Raw genomic sequence first — 4,302 nt, forward strand, 5'->3', positions numbered from 1 at the left:
TCGCCAAAAGGTCAATGATCTCTTGGCTTCTGGCGTCACGTACCAGACGGTTTTGCGTGCTCTTGAGGCGGACAACGCCAAGCTCGAAACGCGGGAACGGGTCACCATTGACTCGATCCGCAACCACACCCAACGGCACTTCCCGGTTCAAAATGTGGCCAAGGCGACATACCGCGCGGTCCTAGAACAGCGTGCCAAGGAGAACGGCATCGACTTTGTCAATGGAGTCGCCACAGCCATCACGCCTATGGCCTTCTACGAAACCGTGATGACTAAGGGCTATGAGACGCTTACTCATTCAGAAACTAAGGTCGATGTGAACACCGGCATGATCGCTGCCGGTCGGCTCCAAGCACTGATCGAATCTCGTGCCAGTGGAACCAGCATGGCGGAAATGTTGGTGCAGATAGGTCGCATTGTCGATGCTGTCAAAACGACCGTGCCCGAGTCAATGTGGCCGGAGATCGTGCGCAAGATGAAGGGTGAGGACGAGGCCTCGGAGCCGCTGGAGGACGACGAGGTCGACGTTTTTGACCCAGGCGATGATCCCTTCGATGACGACTTGGACGAGTTAGACCGCTAGACGACTGAGGTTCTTCGGTTCCCGGATGTCTCTGGCTAGGGCGAGTGCTCTTAGAGCTTCACCTTGTCCAGCATCGCGTTGGCCATCCGTGCGGCGTTGTCCATGCACCACAGGACGTCGTCGGGAAGCGCGTTGCCCTGGTTGGGCGTGTCGATGGGTTCATGTCCGGCTGGAAGTTCTTCATCCTTCTCCTTCTTAGAAGCTCGCCACGCCATTCAGGTCGATGATGAGCCCCGGGCATTGCGAGTCCATTGCGGCGTCCATCACCTGGTCAGCCGCTTTAAGGGTGATCCCGGAATGCTGGGCGATGTCACGGACGACATATCCGCTGGTGTCGCCCCCGAGGAGCATGACGCAGGTGCCCCGCGCGACCCCCCAGCAATCCAGCGCGTCAGTATGCGCGCCACAGTATGTCAACGGGCCTCCTGAACAGATTCCAGCGCTGGGGTACTTCGCGCAGTACTGAGGGTTCGGGCTTGCCGAACTAACTCCTGCCAATAACAGTCCGGTGAGCACGGCTAACAACGCCGCCACCCATATCCTGTAAATGCGGTTCATGGTGTCTCCTCAGTGGTTTTCTGCCAGGTGGCGTTCGCCACACCGGAAGCGGTCTTGTTGCGGCCGTGCGGCACGTCCAGCTCACCCCGGTAGGCGTCCTGCATCAGCGGTATCGCCGTGGCGTGATTGGTCGCGAAGTAGATCGTGGTCATCGGTATGCACCACCGTGCTCGTGCACGTAGTCCACGCACCCCGACAGCACCGCAGGCTCGTCCCACCACGCCGGACGAACATTGGGCTTGTTGACGGAGATGCTGTTCTGGCAGGCATCTAGGGTCGATCCCCAGTACACCGCAGCGGCGTAAGGGCCGACCTGGCTGGTGCCGTACTGGTAAGACAGGGAGTAATCGAACTTGGTGTCCCGAGGTGTTGGCATCAGCGCCGACACGACGAGCAGCATGAAGACAAAGGACGCCAGGATCACAGACAAGCTACCCAGCAACCAGAAGGCGTCGGTCGACTTGCGTGGCGGCGGAACGTATCCCGGCGCCGGTGCCTGCGGCCAGTAAGACTGCGGGCGGTAGTCGGGGTAGGTCATTTCACTCCTTCGGGAGAATAGAACCGGCGCCCCCTTGGGGGAGCGCCGGTGAATTGGTGAATGGGGTCAGTCCAACCGGGATCCGGCGTAGGCCGTGATACCGGCTAGCTGACCCCACCAGCTCCGGTTCCGTAGTCGTCAGCCGCGCCCTCTGCAAGACAGGCATCAGGCTGGGCTCGTACATGGCCACCGCCACGACGACGATCACCGCCGCTTCATGGGCAGTGAACCCCGAACTCATCGCGATGGTGCCTGGACGGGGGGCAGGTGCTAGTTGTAACCGGTGCCCCCACCTTGCGCTGGCTCGCGATTGACCGACAGGGGACTTGGACCTTCCCCGGGGAGCCCAAGTGCCCCGATGTGGCAAGCAAGGGGTCCGCACCTGACCCGCCGTCACATAGGCCAGTGGCCGTCCAGTCGGGCGGTGGTGTTCTCCGACTCCGTTCAGCCGTTAAATAGCGCAAGCAGAATTGCCGAGCAGTCAGACCGCATCGACATCAAAGACAGAGTCATGGCCCGCACCGACAAGGCTCCTGCGACGCTGCTCGACGAGCTGGTCGTCCTAGACCAGGCGCGACGGTGCGAGGTGGCCGACGAGTTGCGCAAGGTGGCCGAGACCCTCGTCGGAGTGCCCGACGGACGGACCGCATCGCACGTGCTGAGCGTGCTCGACTCGGCCGGACCCGGTGACCTGTAGTGGAAAAGGTTGGATTTCGTGCTGAGTTCGGATGCTTGGGGCGCAGTACCGAGCGCCCCGGGCTAGCTGAACTGTTGGAGGGTGCCGCCAGGTCAAAGTCCCCTGATCCAGGGCCATCGCGGTTTTCCTCTCGGTAATGATTCTTGGCGGTTTCACCACAGAGACTCACGCGATGGCCCACCTCATCACTGCCGACACGCCGCCGCACCGCCGCTTGCACGTCACGTCAAGGGATGCGTCCCCAAAGCGGCGTAAATTCTCGTAACTGACGTCGCGTTCTGACCAACCCGTGTCCTAAGTAACGAGTCTGATTCATAGTTTGGCCGAGTGCTTCAAAGGAGAGCCATGGCTAGCTGCTTCGAGTGCACGATCGGTGTCGCACATGACGCCGAAGCAATCGGTGTCTGCAAGCGTTGCAACAGCCTTGGGTGTGCGAACCACGGCGGAAAACCCCGGGGACAGCCGCGCTTCATTTGTTCTGGCTGCATCGCCGGAATATTGACGACTAGCTCCGGCGGCGGACCCACCGGAGGCCCGCCGGGACCTGGCGCAGGGGGCGGATCCACTGGAGCCTCGCAGGCGCAACCAACCGCAGGCGGCCAACAGACCACCGGATTTAGCAGCACGCTTGATTTCGAGATACAGCTTCCAGCAGTAGCGCTGGCGTCCGAACCTTGGAGACGCTCAATCGACGCAGATTCGCTGAGACTATCCGTGCGTCGGCTATTCAGACTGCTTCGGGATGAAGAGTCGGTGAGGGCGGAATTTCTTGATCGGGCGGGAGATGAGGTCCGAGTGCCTGTTCGCGATCAGGTAGCGCGCCAGTTGAGGGAAAGCGCCGAGCTTCGGCAGGTTTTTGAGGAAGAACGTGGCGGTCTTGGCCCGTTAACCGATGCGGGCGTGGCGGAGATTCTTAATCGTATCCGGCTTTGGTTCGAGAATGAGCTTGCAACTTGGATGGGCTCGATCCACCCCACGCTTGATGAAACCGTTTGGCTTGGGGAGCGCTATGGCACTGGTGCAGTCGATATCCTGTTGCTCGCCGATGCGTTCGGCTTGAACGCCTACGAGTGGAATCTCGAAATCGGTGCATCGCCCTTCCGGCGGCTGGACATCGTTGGGCGTTGCGACACCGGCATGCTGGTGTTGTCTGAGTTGTATGCCCAATCTGTTGGAGCTATCGCCTGATGGGCGCCAAGCCCAGTTGGGACACAGGCGTCGTGTACGACGACGACGACATTGCGACGACCGAGGGACTGGCGGTGTTCCATACGGACTGGAAGACCGCGCCGCCGAAAATCATCCTGTTGGGGCGGGCTGACCAAACCGGGAAGTTCCGCATACTGCACACGCAGGTTCGAGAGGTAATTGCGCACAATCCTGCGCCGACAAACACGCCATTCCTGGATATTGCCGTGACAAGCAAATGTTTCGGGGACCTTGGAGGAGGGGGCGCGGGCCTAGCCGTTCGATTCAGGGGCGCGAGCTTCCGCGAGCGCGTCAGGTATACCCCAGGTGCCCGGCTAGCTCTCGTGGTGGCTGTGACCACTCTCGTGGGGGTGATCGCCCAAGCGGTTGCAGGCTTCGTCGGCGGCATAGTGAAACCTGGCGTTCCGTTCTGGCTGTTGCTAATAGTCCTCGTTGTGATAGCCGTCGGAGGATTCGTCAAGTTTGCCCAAGACGTGCTGGCGCCTGTCCGTTAAGCCACCGCAAAAGGTCGCGTGGCTGGGCCGGTTGCTTTGAAGTCGAGGTGGGTTTTTCCGAGGGGAGGCCAGCAGATCGGTGAGCTTGTCGGCTTCGGCGCTTCGGCCTGCCCGTCGGGCACCATCATGATGTGTCTGGTTGCTCGCAGTTCGCGGTCACGGGGCTCGGAGGTTGTCCCGGGTCTCGTGGAAGTTGAGGTGGCGGTCCCCCGCTTGATTCCTG

General features: G+C 61.0%; 8 protein-coding genes. 4 read left to right on the forward strand and 4 right to left on the reverse strand.

From position 1 onward, the window contains the following. On the forward strand, positions 1–583 hold a 583-nt coding region (locus ACLP9N_RS26105), incomplete at its 5' end, for a hypothetical protein (RefSeq protein ID WP_442410098.1). A gap of 50 nt (positions 584–633) precedes the next feature. Here ACLP9N_RS26105 and ACLP9N_RS26110 read toward each other — a convergent pair. The 4 genes from ACLP9N_RS26110 to ACLP9N_RS26125 are packed head-to-tail and all read right to left on the reverse strand — an operon-like array spanning position 634 to position 1,679. Next, positions 634–798, reverse strand: a complete 165-nt coding sequence (locus tag ACLP9N_RS26110; protein ID WP_442410099.1) for a hypothetical protein — start codon at positions 796–798, stop codon at positions 634–636. Further along, positions 779–1,141, reverse strand: coding sequence for a DUF732 domain-containing protein (locus ACLP9N_RS26115; protein WP_442410100.1), 363 nt, complete (start codon positions 1,139–1,141; stop codon positions 779–781). Before ACLP9N_RS26115 ends, ACLP9N_RS26110 begins: the two co-directional genes overlap by 20 nt. Continuing rightward, a complete protein-coding gene (locus ACLP9N_RS26120) occupies positions 1,138–1,293 on the reverse strand; it encodes a hypothetical protein (protein ID WP_442410101.1) in 156 nt (51 codons plus the stop codon). Before ACLP9N_RS26120 ends, ACLP9N_RS26115 begins: the two co-directional genes overlap by 4 nt. After that, positions 1,290–1,679 carry a hypothetical protein gene (locus tag ACLP9N_RS26125; RefSeq protein ID WP_442410102.1) on the reverse strand — a complete coding sequence of 130 codons (390 nt, stop codon included), beginning with the start codon at positions 1,677–1,679 and terminating at the stop codon, positions 1,290–1,292. Before ACLP9N_RS26125 ends, ACLP9N_RS26120 begins: the two co-directional genes overlap by 4 nt. A 511-nt stretch (positions 1,680–2,190) precedes the next feature. Between ACLP9N_RS26125 and ACLP9N_RS26130 the strand changes: the two genes are divergently transcribed. From ACLP9N_RS26130 to ACLP9N_RS26140, 3 genes are all read left to right on the forward strand, one after another. Further along, complete coding sequence (locus tag ACLP9N_RS26130) at positions 2,191–2,376, forward strand: hypothetical protein (protein ID WP_442410103.1); 186 nt, start codon at positions 2,191–2,193, stop codon at positions 2,374–2,376. A 795-nt stretch (positions 2,377–3,171) separates the two neighbouring features. Further along, positions 3,172–3,564: a hypothetical protein gene (locus ACLP9N_RS26135; RefSeq protein ID WP_442410104.1), complete on the forward strand. Its 393-nt coding sequence runs from the start codon at positions 3,172–3,174 to the stop codon at positions 3,562–3,564. Beyond that, entirely contained in the window at positions 3,564–4,079 is a 516-nt protein-coding gene (locus ACLP9N_RS26140; protein WP_442410105.1) for a hypothetical protein, read from the forward strand. Before ACLP9N_RS26135 ends, ACLP9N_RS26140 begins: the two co-directional genes overlap by 1 nt. Positions 4,080–4,302: the final 223 nt, after the last annotated feature.

Origin of the sequence: Mycobacterium sp., from assembly GCF_052144515.1 — a bacterium.
Taxonomy (GTDB): Bacteria; Actinomycetota; Actinomycetes; order Mycobacteriales; family Mycobacteriaceae; genus Mycobacterium.